This window comes from Occallatibacter sp. (assembly GCF_036502485.1).
In the GTDB taxonomy this organism is placed as follows: Bacteria; Acidobacteriota; Terriglobia; order Terriglobales; family Acidobacteriaceae; genus Telmatobacter.
Genome location: NZ_DASXYM010000012.1, coordinates 78,476 through 96,484, shown reverse-complemented (window position 1 = coordinate 96,484; position 18,009 = coordinate 78,476). Strand labels below are relative to the sequence as shown.

The following is an 18,009-nucleotide window of genomic DNA, read 5'->3' as shown; positions in this document are numbered from 1 at the left end:
CCAGCAGCACAATCACCAGCACAAACACTGCCGCAATCCACGTCGCCAGCACCGGGTGGTGCGCCGTCAGCCACGTCAGCCCGATCGACACCACATCCTCGCCCAGGCTCAACGTCATGTTCGAGAGCGGCTCCGGCGAAGGCGTGATCACCGCCCGCATCGCCGTCTTGCCCCCATGCGCCGCCAGCGCGATCAGGCCGCCGGCCACGGTCGCCAGCAACTGCCCGCCCGGGCTCAGGCCGGAGGTGGCTCGATACGCCAGCAGCGCCGCCACCGGCACCCGGATAAACGTATGCAGCGCGTTCCACACCAAATCGAACGCCGGGATCTTGTCCGCGAAAAACTCCACCGCGAACAGCGCCAGGCTGCTCCCGATCACCCACCAGTTCGCCAGCAGACCCAGCTTCTCCGGCAGCACCAGCACCCCGGCGTGCGCCAGCAGACCCAGCGTGGCCACCGTGGCATACACGTTCAGCCCCGCGGCAAACGATACCGCCACAATCAGCCCAACCAACTCCTGTCCCGGAAACGGCACCTTCACCCCGTCAGTATAGGAGGAAGGGCCCAGGGCGCTCTGTCCAGGCGCTGCCTGGGCGGGAGGAATCCTGACCCCCTCATGTCACCCTTCAGGGCACAGGCAGGCCGCAAGATCACCTCACCCCGCCCGCCGCATCGCCAGCAGCGTGATATCGTCCATGCCGGGGTTCGCACCCGCGTACCGGCGCAGGTCCTCAAGGCACGCAGAGATCACTCCCGCCGCACAATCCGGGGACATCCGGCCGATCAGGCTGGCTATCCGTTCCACTCCGTATTCGCCGTCCGCCCCTTCCGCTTCAGAAACGCCGTCCGTAAACAGGAACAGCATGTCTCCCACGCCCAGATTCGCGTGCGCGGGAGTGAACACGGTATCGCAGAACATGCCGAGCGGGAGCCCCGTTGATTCCAGCAGCCGCACCGCGCCGCCCTGCTGGCCGAGAATCACGGGCAGATGGCCCGCGTTGAACAGCTCAATGCCGCCATCCGGGTTGGCGCGCCCGCAAACCAGCGTGGCATACTGCCCCGCCAGCGCACTCTCGCACAGGAAGCGGTTGATATCCACCACAATTTGCGCCAGCGGCAGCCCCATGCCGATCAGGCTGCGAAACAGCGCATGCAGTTGCGTCATCCTCATGGAAGCGGCCACGCCCTTTCCGGAGACGTCGCCGACCATGAAGTAGAGCGAGCCGCCCCACGGGTAGAGGTCGCAATAGTCGCCGCTCACCGGGCCGATCGGGGCGTAGTGATAGCTCGTCTCCCACCCATCCACCCGAAGGTCCGCAGGTGGCAGCAGGCCACGCTGAAGCTTTGAGGCCAGGTCCAGATCGCGCTGTAGTGCGGTCCGTTCCAGATGCGTGAGATGATCCAGGCAATAGCAGAGCAGTGGATCGGCCAGCAGCCGGTCCGGCTCCACGGATTCATGGCACGTTTCACACAGGCCGTAGGTGCCTTCGGCGAAACGATCCAGGGCGGAATCCACTTCGCGCAGCAGGGCCTCGGCGTTTGCGTTAGCCGGTGCCAGTGTAATGGCTCTCTCAAGCCGGCGCTTCCGCACTTCTAACTGGCTCTGCAGAAAATCCATTTCGGCAGTCAACATCGAGATACCCTCCACACCCATGGCAGCTACTTCCATCTGATTCCTCACCCGGCTTCAGGAAGCAATTGTTTCTGTTCCCAAAAGTTATGGGCATGTAAATCTGAGTCGCCCGCCCTGACACCCCGGGGGCGCCCCGTCCCAGGCTCTGAGTGGGCGGTAGGACATCTTCCGGGGGGGGGAGGGAGATGCGCGTAAAGAGCAGCTTCCGCGGGGCCTGGCCGGGGGGGGGGTGGGGGGGGTGCATTTACTTATTGGTAAACACACCTGGCTGCGGCGATCTCCGTGAGATGTGCGCGGAAGCGGGGTCGCGCGGGGAATTCGGGCCGCAAAATGTGAGATACGTCACACTGAGGTTTTCGATAAGTGCATACATTAGAAGACTTTGAATTCGGATGAGCGGCAAAAAGCAAAAAAAGGGAACTAGGTAACTTTCCAGTAACATGGCGGCTGCCAGGGGGTTCCTGCGGCGTTGGCCGGAGCTGAAGCCGGGATTGGGTATTTCGGGCACAAGTTCCCCAAGCCGCCAGAGGACGGCAGCAGGAGTATGCGGGATCCTGGATGGCGGTGGCTGTGAGGGCGGTCACAGATCCTTTCAAACATCGATCTTGTCCGGGTGGGTGAGTTCCCTGTCCGGCGACCCTTCGGGTCAGGAGGGCAAAATTTTAGAGACAGCTAAGGGAGCGGACTCTTCGTCCTCTTTGACCACCAGGTATTCGTCCAGCAGGACCGAGACGAGGACAGCCGTGGGCACGGAGACAAGCGCCCCGACGACCCCGGCGAGTTCCGACCCCACAACCAGCCCTACCAGGATCGAGAGACCGGGCAGGTCGACGCTCGACTTCATGATTCGGGGCGTCAGGAACGAGTTCTCGACATTGATGTAAATGACATAGAAGATGATCACGCCCAGCACGCGGCCCCAGGAATCAATGGCGGCCACCAGCAAGGCGAGCCCGACGCATACGGCCGCGCCGATGACGGGAACGATGTTCAGCAGGCCGGTGAGAAAACCCAGCGCGTAGGCGTAGCGGATGTGCAGCAGCGAGTAAGTGACAGTGGATGCCAGGCCCAGGATGAGCATGAGGCTTCCCTGGCCGATGAGCCACTTCTCCATCCGGACTTCGGCGCGGCGCAGAGCGCCGTCCAGGCGCGTACGATGGGTAATCGGAAAAAAGGACAATGCCCAGCGATAGGCCACGTCACCTTCGAGGCTGAAGTAAACCGTAAGGATGAAGCCCATCGCCACAGTGAACAGTCCGCTGGCCCAGTCCTTCAGGGAGTGGAGCACCGAGGTGGCGGATCCCGTGGCCGCGCCTTCAATGCGGTCGGTGAGGTCCTGCACGTCGATGTGGCCGGCAAAGGGCAGGCGCTTGAGCTTGTCGAGGATCTGCGGCAGCCGGGTGGGCATTTCACGGGCGAAGTCGCGCAAGTCGTCCATCACCGGTGGAACGGCCAAAAAGATGAAGGCCGCCAGAGCTCCGAAGACGATGAGCAGCAACACGAATATGGCCACATTGCGGAAAGGTTTCCAGCGGCCTACGCGCAGGTCAGAGATATAGCAGACCAGCGGCTTGAGCACCACGGCGAACAGCGCGCTGACATAAAGCAGCAGCAGGACGTGGCGCAAAAGCCAGGCAAGATAAAGCGCCAGGGCAATGGCGAAGGCGAACAGGATGGTGCTGCGGACTCGGGAGCGCTGGGTACCTGCAGTATCGATCATTCGAGATGTGCTGCCGCGCCGAAGCGCAGACCGCTATTCGCCTCCGCTGAGAATGGAACCCACGATGCCGCCAAGCACGCCGGCGCCTGCCGCGCTGGACACCTCACGGCGCTCCCGCGGCAGATAATGCTCGATTTGATGCGCCAGGCGCGAAATGGGCAGCGTCTGCAGCCACACCGTGCCAGGGCCGACCAGCTGGGCAAGGAAGATCCCGTCGCCGCCAAAAATCATGTTCTTGATGCCGGGCACGTTGGTGATGCTGAACGAGATGGTGGACTGGAACGCGCCGACGTGGCCGGGATGCACGCGGAGGACTTCGCCGGGGGCGAGATCCTTCTGGATAAGCTCACCGGAAACCTCGAGCCACGCCGTGCCAAGGCCGGAGAGGCGCTGCAGCAGGAAGCCTTCGCCGCCGAAAATGCCCGCCCCGAGGGACTGCTGAAATCCCACGCTGAGAGTGACCTGCGGAGTGGCGCAGACAAAGCCGTGGCGGTGGACCATGTAGTCGACCCCCTGCCCGAGCTGTACCGGAATGATGTGGCCGGGGACTTTGGCCGCAAAGGCCACCTCGCCGGCATATTGCCAGGCGCGGTACTCCGTCATGAAGAGGCTGCCGCCGCCCGCCACGCGCTTGAAGATGCCCATCAGGCCGCCGCCACCGCCCATCTGCGTGTGGGTGGTCATCTGGATCGACTGCGACATCCAGGAAAGCTCGCCGGACTCAGAAAAGATGGTTTCATTGGGGTCGAGCTGGATCTCCAGGACGGGCATAGTCGTGCCCTGAATGCGCGTTTGCATGGTTGCGGCCTCCTCGGTTGGCAACAGTGTACAGGCTTTGGGATGCCGGGGTTTCGGGCTGATCAAGAATTTACCGGCGGATCAGGCGCGGCAAGGCGGAGCGGCATCTCAAAAAGGTATGAAGCGTGCGATTGTTGCCAGTCTTATGTTGCTTTGTTTAGCCGCCTGCACTCCTGAGAAGCGCAGCCCCGACGCGATCCGCGAGGACACCGCCAAAGCCACCAAAGAAGTGACCCAGGATGCCAAGGCCGTGGCCCAGGGCGTGGTCGACGGGATCCGCGATAAAGGCCCGGTGAATGTGAACAAGGCGTCGTCAGGGGAGTTGAAGAAGCTGCCGGGGATTGATGACGCCACGGCGCACCGGATTATCGAGAACCGTCCCTATGACGACTCCTATGACTTGGTGAAGAAGAAAGCGATTACGAAGAGCCAGTATGACGGGATCGCGGGGAACGTGACAACGCGGTGAAGCAGGAATCAGGAGCCGGTTAGCGAACGGCCGAGGTCCGTCTGAAGCTCAGGTGACGCTTGAGCAGCACCGCCGCCGCCCCCCGCAACCGTGCTGCCTCGCCATCGGAAAGAACGACAATCCGCGGCTGTGCCCCACCCACGAGGCGCTTGGTGAGTTCAGCCTGGATGATCGGGCCCACCGCATCCCAGCGGAGCGTGATGTCGCCGACGAAAAGAATCATCTCGGGATTAAAGGCCGCGGTCACCACGCGCATCCCTCGTCCAATCCATTCGGCTTGTCGATTCAATGCCGCACGGGCCGCTTCATCGCCGCTCGCTCCCAGGTTCATCAGGTCCTGGATCGTGGTGGCGCCTTCACCTTTCATCTCATCGTGAAAGTAGCGGAGAGCCGCCCGGCAGGAGGCGAACATTTCCCAGCAGCCCACCTGCCCGCACGCACATTGCGGGCCGGAGTCGGAAACCGGCACGTGGCCAAGCTCGCCGGCCAGTCCTTCGGCGCCCTCCATCAAGCTTCCGTTCACAATCGCCGCAGCTCCCACGCCCTCCGCGATTGTGACCAGCACGGCGTTCTGAATGCCCTCCATGTGCCCGAACCAAACTTCGGAGAGCAGGCAGGCGTTGGCCGCATTTTCCAGCTCCACCTGCACCTTGAGGGCCTTCTGGAGCGTACCGCGGATATCGAAGCCCACCCACGGGAGGTTCGGCGCCCAGGCCAGGCGGTGCGTAACTTTGTTCACCCGTCCCGGCACGCTGATTCCCACTCCCTCCCAGGTTTTACCGGCAAAGCGGGACCGGAGATTCCGCATACCTCCTGCTATCAGATCGACGCCCTGTTTTGGGTCCGCGATGATTGGAACCACTGTCCGATCCAGGAAACGGCCGTTCAGATCGACAACCGCCAGGATGGCCTTGGTGGGACGAATATCGGCAACCAGCAGCAGCAGATCGTCATTCATGGTCAACATGGTGGGGCGGCGGCCCCGTTCGGTCTTCACCACGGACCCTTCACGAACCCACCGCTCCTCGATAAGGCCATCCACGATAGATGAAACCGTCGAGCGCTGCAGTCCGGACCGGCGCGCGATCTCTACTCGCGAGATAGGTTGATTGCGGCGCAGTACTTCAAGCACAAGGTTGCGATTGCTGTCGCGGATGGGAGCCATGCTCTGAGCCCGCTTGAGCTTCTCCCGCGACTTGGCACCGCTTCGCCGGCTCTCATCGACTTGTTCAGATATAGTTCGCGGCGCCATCATAAACCCAGATGATAAATCTGCTCCCTGAAATCCAGTAAGAATCAGAACGGCTGCGCGTCGTGAAACAGCTCAGCTTCCGGCGTGCCAAGCAGTTGGTTCGCGCTGAAGCTGCACGAAGGGCCTTCCGTAAGAACTGCGCTCCCCACAGCCCGCCGGCACAAAGCCGAATTCCGTCGAGAGGAAATCTTAATCCAACCCGACCCGAACAGCGGAAACCGGCCCCCTTGCTTCACCGTTTTCGGGGGCGCTGACCCGCTTCGGCGCCGGCCACGCTTCTATCGGCATCAGGCCAGTTCATACGCGTGACGCTGATGACGTGCGAGCAGGCTCAATGCGATGTCATCACCCTTGATCAGTTCCGACTCCGGATCCCAATGAACGTGATGATTCGTCTTCATCGCAATCCAGTGCAGCAGGCAAGTCGTGCAGGCGCGGTGGCCGATCTCAACCGGGGCGGTGGGCGCTTTGCGCGACTGAATGCAATCCAGCCAGTTGCCATGCTGATCGTCCGACGTGTAGGGATGGAATTCGCTGGGACCAATTTCGGAGTCAAGTATTTTGGGGTCGCTGGCGCGCAGCGGCACCACCGGCACAGCCTTATCGGCGGCGGAGGCTGTGGGCGTGGTCATGCCGTCGCGACATACGAAAATCCATCCTTTGTCGCCGATCCACTTGATGCCGTTTTCAAACTCGCCGGAGATCGTCATCACGACGCCGTTCGCGTACCGTCCGTAGGTCTTGAATGGGCCGTGCACATCCCAGAGGCCCTGCTTCGGAAACTCTGCGCTTCCCCAGATTTCAACGGGCCCGGTAAGCTCCGTATCCATGCCCCAGTGCGCGGTGTCGACGTGATGCGCGCCCCACCCTGTAATCATGCCGGCGCCGAACTGTTCCAATCGCAGCCAGCCTGGGCGCGAGAAATCTTTGATGGGCATCACGCGATCGAGCGTGTACGGCACCTCTGGAGTGGAACCAAGCCACGCGTCGTAGTTGAACCCCGGCGGAACCGGCATGGTCTTGGGGTTGCCGCCTGCTGGATCTCCCGGCAGCCCCACTTCAACCTGCTTTATGGTGCCAATCCGGCCATTGCGCACCAGCGCGACCGCGCGGGCAAACTGCTTCCACGATCGCTGCTGCGAACCAATCTGCACGATGCGGCCGCTGGCCTTCACCTGATCCGCCATGAGGCGGCCTTCGCGAATCGTGAGCGAGGCAGGCTTTTGCAGATACACATCTTTGCCTGCCTTCACCGCTGCCACCGCCAGGCGCGCGTGCTGATGATCGGGAGTCGAGATCAGTACCGCGTCTATGTCTTTGTTTGCCAGCAGCTCTTTGAAATCCGAGTAGCCCCTGGTGCCGGTGTATGGTTTTCCTAGCTTTTCGGTATAAGCCTTATCGACAAACTGCTTGCCTGACTCCACTCGTTGATCGAACAGGTCGCACACCGCCACAATTCGGTTGTCACGTCCTGCCACACCGGTGAACTGCATCACGCCGGGCATGTCGTGCCCGCGCGAAATGCGCCCTACGCCGATCGCCCCGATGCTGATCCGGTTGGAGGGAGCGGTAGCTCCGAACACCGACTTGGGCACAATGGTTGGAAATCCAGCCAGAATGCTTCCGGCCACCGATGCCTTAATGAAATGCCTGCGTGACGGTTTCATTGATTTCTCCCCGATAGGTTCAGGCCTTGCTCTCCCAGTCCAGATGAGCGTGCGTTGCGTTCATCTGGGCTTTGATGGACAGCTCGGCGGCCAGAAGGCATTGCGTCTGATCCTGCGCGGTGTGGGTTCGATTCACAATGTCGCTTACAAATTGCGGACCAAACGGCAGCGTCAGGTTGTTGCAGTCGATCATCCGGGCCTCCTTCTGGTCGACGACAAACAGAAGATTGCCCGGCTTGCTGACCGCCACGTTGGTATATTTGCGCGCCTCGATGTAGCCCTCCGTGCCGAGGATGAAGAGCCTCCCATCGCCCCACGTGCCCAGGCCGTAAGGCGTGAACCAATCCAGGCGCACGTAGCCGAAGCCGTTGTTGCCGCGCAGCATCATGTCTCCGAAATCCTGAAATTGCGGATGGGTGGGGTGACGGACATTGGCCACCTGAGACGCGACAACTTCTGCCTTCGTCGAACCCGTGTAATAAAGGAATTGATCCAGCTGGTGTGAGCCGATATCACACAGAATCCCGCCGAACTGCACATCCTTCCAGAACCAGGCCGGACGTCCATCGATGGAGCCAGCGCTTCCCGCATCGCTGTTGGGCCGCTGCCGGATCTGATGGGGCGCGATGTTGATGGTCTGGATCACGTTGCCAATCGCCCCCGCTTGAACCAGCTCTCCTGCCTTGACGGCTGCCTTTACCTCAAGCCGCTCCGAATACATGATGGCGTAAATGCGCTTGGTGGACGCGATGGTTTCGCGAACTTCGCGAAGCTGCTCGAGAGTGGTGATGCCGGGCTTGTCTGAGAGGAAGTCCTTGCCGGCCTTCATGCAGCGGACGCCCAGCGGCGCGCGCTCGTTGGCGATTTGCGAACTCAGCACCAGTTGTATCGACGAATCATGAATGATCTCGTCCTGTGTCGACGCCACCACTGCGTCCGGATAGCGCTTTTGAAAGGCGGCGAGAAGATCGGGCTCAAGCGCCCACACCCTGGTGAGAATGCCGCCGCCACGCTTGACGGCTTCGATCATGCCGTAAATGTGTGGATGGCTGATGCCGCACACGGCAAATTTGATGGAATGCTGGGGTGGCGCATCCTGTTGAACAGGCAGCACCTCTTCTTTCACGCTCCCTGCGGAGGCCGGAGGTTGCGCGGAAGCAGTGAAAGACGGAAGAGCGGAAAACATGCCGGCCGCTGAAAGGTCGCGAAGAAATTTGCGGCGAGGAAGGGGGAAATCGGAATCCATGGGAGGCACTCGCAAAGGGAAGATTCAGACGCGGCGCTTCAAACCGGTAAGAGGCATGAGACGCCTGCCTGTCTTGAGAAGGAGAGAGACCGGATTTCCGGCCTCTCTCCAACGGGGTTCAGTTCATACAACGAGCTTGCAGTGATTCGTTGGTTTGAGTCGCTCCTCAGAAGTTCATCTTCAGAGCGAGTTGAATGATGCGCGAATCCGCGGAGGTCCCCACGTTGCCGGTGGCCGTGCCGATCGTCGACCGGATGCTGCCAAAAGCGCAACTGGCACTCGGCGTGCAATACGTCAGGTTGGGATCGGAGAACTGCGGGTGGTTGAAGATGTTGAAGAATTCTCCGCGGAACTGGAAGTTGATGCTTTCGTGCGCGGTGAACGGATAGATGTTCTTGATGAGGCCCGTGTCCGCGGTCCAGACATGGGGGCCGCGCCAGTTTCCTTTACCCGAGTCGCCATAGGTCCCAGCGGCCGGTAGAGCAAACAGACTTGTGTCGAGCCAGGTCGAGCAAGCAAAGAACTTGTTGGAGGACGGTGTCGGACACGGGGTCGGGGCAGGCCTGCTGCCAACCTGACCCGAGGGGCCAACATAATCCACACGATCCAGGTTGTTGCCGGTCTGCGATTGGTCTTTCCCTGCCAGGATTGTCAGCGGGTCGCCGGTGCTGAAGGTGTAAATCCCCGTCCACTGCCAACCACCAATGATGTTGCGAACCAGGCCGTTGGCTCCGTTCAGCTTGGGGAGACTCCAGACATACGATGCTACGAAGTGATGTCTGCGGTCGAACGTTGCCGGTCCGGTTTCGAACGCGTGCTGCCTTGGATCGTAGTAAGACATGCCGGAGCCGATGCTCGATCCGATATCGGTGATGCCGCCATTCTCCGACAATCCGTAGTCGTTCGCGTGGGAGTAGGTGTAGTTGGCCAGCAGGGTGATCTGGTTCAGAATGCCGGTCCCGGTCCCCGACGCGCGCTTTTCCAGATCGAGTTGGAGACCGTTGTAGCCGCTGGCGCCGCTGTTTCGATTTTCATAAATGACGCCGAACGGCTGATACGGCCGCCGATCCTGTAGCTTGGCGGTGCTGCCGGCGGTGTAGATGCCGGGATTAAGGTTCACGTCCTGCCGGAGATGGGTGCCGCGCGTTCCCACGTAGGAGGCGTGCATCACGGTGTCGGAGCGAAGTTGGCGTTCAAACGTGATGTTCCAGTCGTAGATAGTGGGGCTGACCCACTTGACTCCAGGTTGCAGACTGAAGACTGTCGGGTTCTTCACGAACGTTGCATCCTTGGGAGCAGTCGCCAGGGTATAGCGCTGCGGGAAACCACTTGTGAATTCCGGATAGGCTCCCAGCGGGTCAGTAAGCGGGCCGATCTGCGATGCGCCGGTGGTTGAGTCGTTAAGGTCAATGCGCAGGCTGAAGGGCGCCGAAATCGCGGCGTCGTTCAGGAAAAGTCCCGGCAGTCGAGAGTAAAAGAACACGCCGCCGCCGGCACGAAGAGACATCTTCCCGGTGCCAGTGGGATCCCAGACGATACCTGCGCGCGGGCCGAAATTGTTAAAGTCGCCTGTCTGCCCGCGATCGGGTACGGCGACGCCGTTATATTTGTCGCCGATGAAGAACAGACCCGCCGGCGCACTGGAGATAACCTGCGACTGAATACCATTCGCCCATGCATCAGGCCGGAACTGCTCAATGCGGCCGCGGATTTCCTTCATGACCTGTTGCGGCTCCCAGCGAAGCCCATAGTTCACATTGAGCCGCGGGGAGACTTTCCACTTGTCATTGGCGAAGACGCCCATCGGGTTCTCGCGCGAGTCGGAGAAGTCACCCGAGGTCTGTGTGAAGGTGTGCTGATAACCCAGCAGGAAGCTGGCCATCGCCAAACCTGTCACATCGTTCGTGAAGTTGAAACTGCCGTTTTCCAAATCGGTGTTGCGGATGTTGGACTGATCCAGCTCGAGATCGTAGCCGAAGGTGAAGTCGTGCCTGCCTTTGGTCCAGCCAATGACCTCGCGCAGATCGTAGGTGTTGCGGATAAATTTCGCGTTGGTGAAGCTGCCCAGAGTGAAATCGCCGGAAACAGCGAAGCTGCGGATGCCGCTCTGTTCGGGGGGCAACTGCCAGAGGTTGGAGCCGAACGTCGTCATGTCCGGCACAGTGCCGCCGGGGCCACCCTGCTGACCGCGATCGGAGGCCGAGCGCAGGAAATCGATGGTGGTGGTACTGACCAGCCGCGGCGAGACTACCCAGGTGTAGCCAACGGCCCAATTCTGCGACTGCACCGTCGAGCCCGGCCCGGCCGTTAACAAGTTCTTGCCGTCATACGTAGGGGCATGCTTGTAACGGTTGTAGTAGAAACGGCCGAACAGACGGTCCTGGCCGCGCAATACCTGGTCAAACCGCGCAATGTACTCGTCGAAGTTTTGCTGGAGCGGAGTGCCGAACGTGACGGACCCATTGGTTGAACCCGCCGCCGGAACAGGCAACAGCTTGGCCATGTTGAGCGCCACTGGATCGAGCGGTCCAATGGAGGCGTTGCTCGCATACGGAACGTGGGTGAAGGGATTAGTGATTACCGTGGTTGGGTTCGTGAGCGAGAAATTGCCGTTCAGATTGTCGGCCGTTGGGACAATCGCGTTGGTGGCATTGTTGACGCTGCGGATGATCGTCTTCTGCCACCCGAAGAAGATGAAGCTGGTGTTCTTGTGAATGGGACCGCCCACGGTGGCGCCAAACTGATTGCGTTTAAGCGGATCAACAGTCGGAGCGAAGTAGTTGCGGGCATTGAAGGCGCCGTTACGCACAAATTCGAACAAATCCCCATGCCAGTTGTTCGTGCCCGATTTTGTGACTACGTTGACCACCGCGCCGGCGTTGCTGCCGTACTGCGCGTCGAAGCTGTTGGTCTGAACGCTGAATTCCTGTAAGGCGTCAGGAAACGGGAAGGGGTTGTTGGTGTTACTCATCAGATCCTGGTTGTTGCCCCCATCCAGGTTGTAGCCGATCTGGTCAGGGCGCGCGCCGTTTACCGCGATGGCCTCGGCGCCCGGAACCTGCTTCGTGTCTCCCTGCAGGGTGCCCGAGTTGTTGGCGATGGCGGTAACGGCGCCAGGCACCAGGAGGGTCAGATCGGCCGCGTTTCTGCCGTTCAGGGGCAGATTGATAACGCGCGAACTCTCGATCACCTGGCTGAGTTCCTGGCTCACCGTGTTGACCGAAACCCCGGCCGCCTCAACTGTGACCTGTTCGCTGGTTTGTCCCACCTGAAGCCGAATGTCCATGTCGCGGATCTGGTCGGCGAGCAACTCCACGTCCTGCACGTACCGCTTAAACCCTTGCGCCTCCACCGAAACGGTGTAGGTGCCCGGAGGCAGCGGCGACGCATTGAATTGTCCGTTGCTGTTGGTGGTGATAGCGCGGGTAGCCGACGTGTTTTTCTCAGTGACCTTTACCTGTGCACCGGCGAGGACCGCGCCGGACGTGTCCGTGACGGTTCCGGTGATTGCGACGTTTCCGCCACCCTGGGCGAATGCGCCGTGGAAGAGAGTGAGAATTCCGAGTAGAACCACTATCCGAAGGGCCCAGGAGCGGGGAGTGGCATCTGCCTTAATCTTGCTGTGCATAGGTTGGCCTCCATTCCGTACGCACGTCTTTTCAATTTTTGCTTTTGTTCGAAGACTGAACTAAAGAGCGGGCGCAGTGTACGTCGCCCGCGATTGCCCTGTCAAGCGATCTTCATGGCGCCCAAAAAGGACATCGCGCAACGAGAGTCGAAGCCATTTTGTTTGTTGAAGCTACGATATAGGGCGTGAGCCCGTTTTGCCGGGCCCGTACGGCATCTCGGCTGCAGCCGCGAGCTACCGGGCCGTGCTGTAGATCTCAGTGCCGGCCAGAAGGAACGCACCGACTCCATAGACGTAGCTCGACGTTTCACTCAAGGGTGCCGGAGCTGCGCCTACAGGCTGAATGCATCCGAGCCGACCGTCGGCATAAATGTGCTTGAGCATGCCCCCCCAGGCTTTATGAATTGCGGGCAAGTAGGTTGCCGCCGGGAGCAGTTGGTGATTGACCCCGTAGGCGAGCGCGAAGGTGATGAAGGCGCTGCCGGATATTTCAGGAAGCGGGTACGAGCCGGCGCCCAGAAGTCCGGGGCGCCACAAGCCGTCAGCACCCTGTACCTTGATCACTGCGGCGGCCATCTCCTGCAGGCGCGCGATGTACTTTTCACGCAGGGGCGAGCCGGCAGGCATGCGGTCAATCACGCGCACCAGGCCGGCCATCACCCATCCGTTACCACGCGACCAGAAGACGCGCCGGCCGTTCTTCTCGTATCGATCCAAAAACGTGAGATCGCGCGAGAAGAGATGCTCTTTGCGGTCGTAGAGCAGGTTGTCGGCGATGTGCCACTGGTGGTCCATAAAGGTCCAGTACTTGTCGTCGTGAGTGATAGCAGCCAGATCGGCCAGCACTGGGGGCGCCATGAACAGTGCATCGCACCACCACCACAAGGGCTTGGTGGGATCATCAGGCGTATTCACCTGTGCGTCGATGCGGGCACGCGTGGGGGCGAGCATGCGGTCGTCGTGTGAGAGCATGTACTGCTCGAGATACATCTGGCTGACCACCTGGTCGTCGGCGTGCAGTACGCGCGGTCCGGGCTGCCATGCCAACTCCTCACCAACGCGGCGCATCGCGGCACGGTACTTGTCGCCTGCGATATCTTCCGGCACGGCCATCATGCCTGCATAGAGCGCGCCGTAGGTCCAGTCATACTGGGCTTCCGCGGGAAGACGCTGCAGTTGCCAGTCGGCCACGCGCTGCATGGCTCTGGCGATGTCGCGCTTCGTGATCGCTGCGGAAAGGTCCGTTGCCGCGGGTCCGGCATCGGAGGGCGCATCGCCCGGCGCGGCGGTCTGGCGTTTGCTGAGATCTGGAACATTCGCCTGCTGGGCAGCTACCGCCATGCAGAGGGCACCGGAGATGCACGCGACGAGGAGTTTGCGATTCATCTGGGTTGGACCTTTGTGTGAACCAGAGTTTTGGAATGACCCCGCATCCGTTTTACTTCAACGCGGACCAGTTGAAGAGCTGAAATTCACGGATGTGTGCCTCGGAGGTACTGGAGAGGATGTTCAGGCGTACGCGCGTGGCGGTTGCAGGGGGAAACGCATCGAGCTTTTTGTGGCCAATGGCCTCTCCGCTCGCGATCACCTTCCAGGCGCGCTGCTTCTCGTCCCAGATTTCAATCGCATACTTCTGGATATTCTGGCCGTCGTTGAGCCACTCCATCGTAAGCGAGTGATCGAAGGTGACGGGATGGTCGAAGGTGACTTCGAGCGCGGCATGATGTGCGTCGGAGGCTGACCAGAACGTATCGGGATCGCCATCGAGAGCGGCCGAGGCACCCGCGCCCGCTGTGTGCCTCAGTGAGAGATTGTTCTTCGCGCGCTCCCGCAGGGCGGCGCCAAACTCCTTCAGCCGGGTCACGTCGCTGTCGGGCAGCAGTCCGCGATTGTCGGGAGCAAGGCCCAGCATGAGCTGTGCTCCCAGGCCGACGGTCTTGTCATAGGTGTCGAGCAGTTCGTCGAGGGACTTCAGCGAAGACTCGTCGTTCGGGTGCCAGAACCAGTGTTGTTTGCGCAGGGGCGTGTCGGCCTCCACGGGACGCCAGCGCCGGTAGCCGTGGCGATCGATGACGTTCCAGTTTTGATAATCCACGACGCCAGCTTCATTGCCCACCCACCGAGCGTCGCCAAATTCGAACAGGCCGGTATCGGCGAAGACGACGGTGTTGGGCTGATAGGTACGCAGCGTCTCAATGATCTTCTTGAAGTCGTAAACGTGGCCTTCGCTGCCGGCCCCATCGAGCCAGAACTCCACAAGGTCCCCGTATTTTGTTGCCAGTTCTTCCAGAGAGTCGTTGTAGTAACGATCGTAGGCTGCTGCGTCTTTGTAGCGCGGATCATGCCGGTCCCACGGCGAGAGATAGACGCCGAATCTGAGCCCGTACTTACGTGCGGCGCGCGCCACGTCGCCCACTACGTCACCCTTGCCATCACGCCATGGGCTGTTCTTCACGCTGTAGGACGTGCGCGCGGTCGGCCACAGGCAGAAGCCATCATGGTGCTTGGCGACCAGCACCACGTACTTCGCGCCGGAATCGCGGATGGCCTGCATCCACTGGTCAGGATCGAAGGCGGTGGGATTGAAGGTGGAGGGAGCGGCGGTGCCGTCGCCCCATTCGCGATCGAGGAAAGTGTTGGTGGAGAAATGGAGGATGACGCCGAATTCGAGGTCCTGCCAGGCCGTTTGATAGGGCGCAGGACTAATTTGGCCTGCGGAGTCCTGCGCTTGCAGGGGTGCGGCACAGGCGAGCAGCGTGGCCATTGAAGCCGCAAGCAGAAGGAGGTAGCCCCCATACCGGGTTTTTGCCATCATCCAGTCATTTTCTCGCAAGAGACCGAGGTGCGGGCGGCGGCTCTTCAGAATCCCAGCCTGACGCAACGAAGCCGGCCCAGTACCAGGGGTGGGTGCTTTGGCCGGCGGCACGGCGCTGTTCCAGAAGCGCGCGGTTGGATTGCCAGACCGCATCCGCTATGGAAACGTGCCGCTCAAGGCGCTCTCGATAGAGGTGGCTTGTGAAGCGCGCGGTGATCCGATCCTCTACAGGCCAGAGCGTCATGACCACGCTGCGGACGCCCGCAATGCGGAAGGCGCGCTCCAGGCCCAAAACGCCCTCACCACTGCTGAGTACGCCGGTGCCTGTGTTGCAGGCGGAGAGCACGGCCCATTCAACGCCGCTCAAATCGAGCGATGCGATCTGCTGCGCGGTCAGAATGGAACCTTCACGGTCGTGATTGGCGCCAGCGAACACCAGCCCGGAATGCAGCAGGGGATTCCCGTCGTCGCACGCGCGGTCGAGCACAAAGGCGTGGGTCGCCACGTGCAGCACGCGAGCCCGCGGCGCGGCTTCGAGGAAGCGTTCGCGCGTGGCTTGGTCGCCTATAAACAGAACGGCGGGCTCCGCTGGATTCAGCCGATGCCAGGTATCGCCGAGGTCGCGCAGTTCAAGGGCCGCTCCCGCCAGCGGCGCAAACTGGATAGTCTGAAGCACGTCGCAGGGGATGGTAGTCTCGCGCAGACGCGCCGCGGCCGTAGTGTTCTCAGCAAAGTCGAACTGAGGGCTGCCAATAGCCAGAAGCCCAGACCGGCGCGCTTGTTGATGTTGCGCCAGCAGGTCCCGTTCGCTCGATACGGTCTGAATGGTCCGCTTTCGGTCTGCCAGGTAGCCGGTTCCATCGGGAAGTGACGCGAACGGAACCAGGTTCAGGGTGTGATCGGGCACGACGATCACCACCTGTGCATCGCCCAGTGCCGCCTGCAGAGGATCCCAGACGAGCTTGCGCAACGCGGCGCCGGCTTCACGATAGGCGCGCTCGTTGCGCGTGGACCCGACCCCGCCGTTGTGAGCCTCGGCGTGTGCCGAAGCCCGCATGCGGGTGACGGCGTCTTCAATGGGCTGGGCGCTGACGAGATCGATAACCCGGACTTTGGCGGTCTCCGGACGAAGCACGATTGCCAGGTACGCGGGAGTATCGGAATGGACGGGGTCAACCTTCTCCACAGCGCGGCGGCTGAATGCCCAGTATGAAATGAGGGCGGAGTGCGGCGGCAGGGCGCGGCGTACGTCGTCAAGGGTGGCAGAGTTGGCGGCTTCATCTTCGCGTATCGCAGCCACTCGTTCGGCAAGCCGGCGCTCGACTTTCTCCATGCGGCCGGTGGCCTCGGCGATGGCGGACTCGTTCCCGGACTTGGCTGCGGGCTTCTGCTCGAGGTTGAGCAGGTCGGCGCGGTCGCGATTCAGTTCTTCAAGCAGGCGTGCGGTTTCCGGATCGTTGGCGGCATTCAGATTCCGCTGCCGGCGAGCCATTTCGTCCGCCACCAGAGCGCGGGAGTGGATCATCTCCTCGTAGATCTCAGCGGCCGGCAGATCGGGGTGGCGCGCCAGAACGGATAAGGCGGTGTCGAGGCCGTGCTCGCGGCGGCGCTCAAAGGCGAGAGCCTGGCGTTCCGGCAGAATGCGCGCCTGCAACACGAAGCTCTCGCGCCCCATGCGGCTGGCCAGGAGAGCCTCCTCGATGGCTCGCTGCAGATTGCCTCCAGCAGCCAATGAGCGCGCGAAATCGCAGTGCTGGTCCACCCTGTTGTCGTAAATTGCGTTCTTGTTCTGGAGGGCGATTTCATACTTCTGCCAAGCCAGCGGAAACTGTCCGCTGCGGCTGTAGACACTGGCTAGATTCCCAGTCACATCCATGACCCAGGCGCTATGCGGACCGTAGACCTTGGTCAGCCGGTCGATGGCGGAGTTGAGGTGCGCAATAGCCTTGGGGAAGTCGCCGCTGCGCATGTAGTGCGTACCAAGCGCATTTTCGAAGATTCCCACGTGAGGATCGTTGGGGCGCGAACGCAGGACGGCCGAGAGGCACTCCTCCGCTGCGAGGCCTGAGCCCTTCTCGTCCCCCAGGCGGCGCAGCGTGTCTGAATAATTTGAGAGCGTGTACGCCAGATCCCAATCGTGATCAGGGCCAGGCTTGCGTTCGATAGCGATCGCGGTCTCTTGCGCGCGCTTCGCGCACTCCAGATCGTTGAGGTGAATGCACACGTACGAAAGCTCATCCGCGGCGGTGATGCCTTCTTCGGAATCGGCGAATTCCTTTTCTGCAATCTCCAACGCCTGTTCCGCGTATGGGCGGGCTTCGGCCGGACGGTTCAGGGCTACGCGCACTTCGGAGTTGTCAGAGAGCGCGGCAACAAATGCTTTGCAGCGCTTGCCGCCGGCGGATTCTGCGACTTTCAGCTCGCGGGCGGCCATTTCCAGGGTTTCAGGAGAGGCTTGTTCTTCGTCCAGTTGGGCAGAGATCAGCTCATTGAGCGCCTGCGCGAACTCCAGCGTATCGCCCTTCCGGGCGGCTTCGACTTTGGCGAGCTTTGCGCGTGCTTTGTCGATGGCCTGGACTGAATCAGACGCCGGCGCGCCCGCCACAGGAGCTACCGGCACGGGCGCCGCGGTGGACGGGGCTGAGTCTTGCGAATGGGCCGGAACTCCCGGCGGCAAAACGAGCAGCGCGGCAGCGATCGATAGGCCGACGAAGGGGAACAGGGACCTCATAACCACCAGTCTTCACAACATGCACCGGACCGCTCTGCGGGATGAGGCGG

Annotated in this window: 12 protein-coding genes; 1 reads left to right on the top strand and 11 read right to left on the bottom strand. The window is 61.3% G+C overall.

What is annotated here, in order from left to right; all coding sequences use genetic code 11:
• The 4 genes from VGL22_RS02370 to VGL22_RS02355 all read right to left on the bottom strand — a co-directional run.
• Positions 1-499 (bottom strand): DUF4126 domain-containing protein (locus VGL22_RS02370; RefSeq protein WP_465265271.1); only part of this gene is annotated, 499 nt, incomplete at its 3' end.
• A 156-nt stretch (positions 500-655) separates the two neighbouring features.
• Positions 656-1,669, bottom strand: coding sequence for a SpoIIE family protein phosphatase (locus VGL22_RS02365; protein WP_465265270.1), 1,014 nt, complete (start codon positions 1,667-1,669; stop codon positions 656-658).
• 610 nt (positions 1,670-2,279) lie between these two features.
• Entirely contained in the window at positions 2,280-3,353 is a 1,074-nt protein-coding gene (locus VGL22_RS02360; protein ID WP_465265269.1) for an AI-2E family transporter, read from the bottom strand.
• Between the two features lie 33 nt (positions 3,354-3,386).
• On the bottom strand, positions 3,387-4,151 hold the full coding sequence (locus VGL22_RS02355; protein ID WP_465265268.1) for a TIGR00266 family protein: 765 nt from the start codon (positions 4,149-4,151) through the stop codon (positions 3,387-3,389).
• A gap of 118 nt (positions 4,152-4,269) precedes the next feature.
• On the opposite strand from VGL22_RS02355, the gene VGL22_RS02350 reads away from it, so the two are divergent.
• Positions 4,270-4,620: a helix-hairpin-helix domain-containing protein gene (locus VGL22_RS02350; protein ID WP_465265267.1), complete on the top strand. Its 351-nt coding sequence runs from the start codon at positions 4,270-4,272 to the stop codon at positions 4,618-4,620.
• 19 nt (positions 4,621-4,639) lie between these two features.
• Here the strand turns inward: VGL22_RS02350 and VGL22_RS02345 are convergent, their stop codons facing one another.
• The 7 genes from VGL22_RS02345 to VGL22_RS02315 form a co-directional block, all read right to left on the bottom strand.
• Positions 4,640-5,785, bottom strand: a complete 1,146-nt coding sequence (locus VGL22_RS02345) for an ROK family transcriptional regulator (RefSeq protein ID WP_465265266.1) — start codon at positions 5,783-5,785, stop codon at positions 4,640-4,642.
• Between the two features lie 374 nt (positions 5,786-6,159).
• On the bottom strand, positions 6,160-7,539 hold the full coding sequence (locus VGL22_RS02340) for a Gfo/Idh/MocA family protein (RefSeq protein ID WP_465265265.1): 1,380 nt from the start codon (positions 7,537-7,539) through the stop codon (positions 6,160-6,162).
• Between the two features lie 19 nt (positions 7,540-7,558).
• Positions 7,559-8,665, bottom strand: coding sequence for a Gfo/Idh/MocA family protein (locus VGL22_RS02335; protein WP_465265264.1), 1,107 nt, complete (start codon positions 8,663-8,665; stop codon positions 7,559-7,561).
• Positions 8,666-8,951: 286 nt separating this feature from the next.
• On the bottom strand, positions 8,952-12,413 hold the full coding sequence (locus VGL22_RS02330) for an outer membrane beta-barrel protein (protein ID WP_465265263.1): 3,462 nt from the start codon (positions 12,411-12,413) through the stop codon (positions 8,952-8,954).
• A 234-nt stretch (positions 12,414-12,647) separates the two neighbouring features.
• Positions 12,648-13,799, bottom strand: a complete 1,152-nt coding sequence (locus VGL22_RS02325) for a glycoside hydrolase family 88/105 protein (RefSeq protein WP_465265262.1) — start codon at positions 13,797-13,799, stop codon at positions 12,648-12,650.
• 52 nt (positions 13,800-13,851) lie between these two features.
• Positions 13,852-15,228: an alpha-L-fucosidase gene (locus VGL22_RS02320; RefSeq protein ID WP_465265261.1), complete on the bottom strand. Its 1,377-nt coding sequence runs from the start codon at positions 15,226-15,228 to the stop codon at positions 13,852-13,854.
• 4 nt (positions 15,229-15,232) lie between these two features.
• Complete coding sequence (locus VGL22_RS02315) at positions 15,233-17,959, bottom strand: CHAT domain-containing tetratricopeptide repeat protein (RefSeq protein WP_465265260.1); 2,727 nt, start codon at positions 17,957-17,959, stop codon at positions 15,233-15,235.
• Positions 17,960-18,009: the final 50 nt, after the last annotated feature.